Origin of the sequence: Nocardia araoensis NBRC 100135 (assembly GCF_000308435.1) — a bacterium.
GTDB lineage: Bacteria > Actinomycetota > Actinomycetes > Mycobacteriales > Mycobacteriaceae > Nocardia > Nocardia araoensis.
Genome location: NZ_BAFR01000197.1, coordinates 1 through 776 on the forward strand (window position 1 = coordinate 1; position 776 = coordinate 776).

The following is a 776-nucleotide window of genomic DNA, read 5'->3' on the forward strand; positions in this document are numbered from 1 at the left end:
TCCAAGGTCTCCGTCCAATATCGGATCTGCTGCGCGCAGAGCGATTCCGGATCGTCGGGTGAGCCGAGGGCGGCCTGCTGCCACAGCGCGTAGTCCGCGTACTGGATGGGCAGCGGCGTCCACGACGGGGCTTCCCCGCGAAGTCGCGCGGCGTACGCGGTCGTCACGTCGCGGGCCAGCGGTGTCATGGAGAAGCCGTCGGCGGCGATGTGGTGCACCACGACGGCGAGCACGTATTCCGGTTCGGTGCCGCCGGTGGCACGGAACAATCGGGCGCGCACCGGCACCTGGGTGCTGACGTCGAAGCCTTCGGTGACGAATTCGGTTACCGCGCCGATCAATCGACTCCGCGGAACGAACACCAAGGCCAGTTCGCGATCGATTCCGTCGACAGGTTCGATCAGCTGGATCAGCTTTCCGTCGTGATCCGGGTACCGCGTTCGCAGCGACTCGTGCCTGTCCAGCACATCCACCAGGGCCGATCGCAAGGCCTCCACGTTCAATTCACCACGCAGCCGAATCACGATCGGCAAGTTGTACGCCCCCGAACCGGTGTCGTACTGATTGAGGAACCACATCCGTTGCTGGGCCGGCGCCAAGGGCACTAGTTCAGGGCGTGGCCGGGCGACCAGCGGTGGGCGTTGCCGCCCCTGGCCGATATGCCGCTCGACGCGGGACGCGAGCGCCGCCACCGTCGGCGCCTCGAACAACAACTGGACCGGAATATCGGTATCCAACGCGGCCCCGACTCGCGCCGCGATCCGCGTCGCGCCCAA

1 protein-coding gene is annotated in these 776 nt (G+C 66.6%); it reads right to left on the bottom strand.

Annotated elements, in window-relative coordinates; all coding sequences use genetic code 11:
* The coding region (locus ON21_RS25445) for a condensation domain-containing protein (protein ID WP_245562729.1) at positions 1 to 776 on the bottom strand (776 nt) is incomplete at both ends.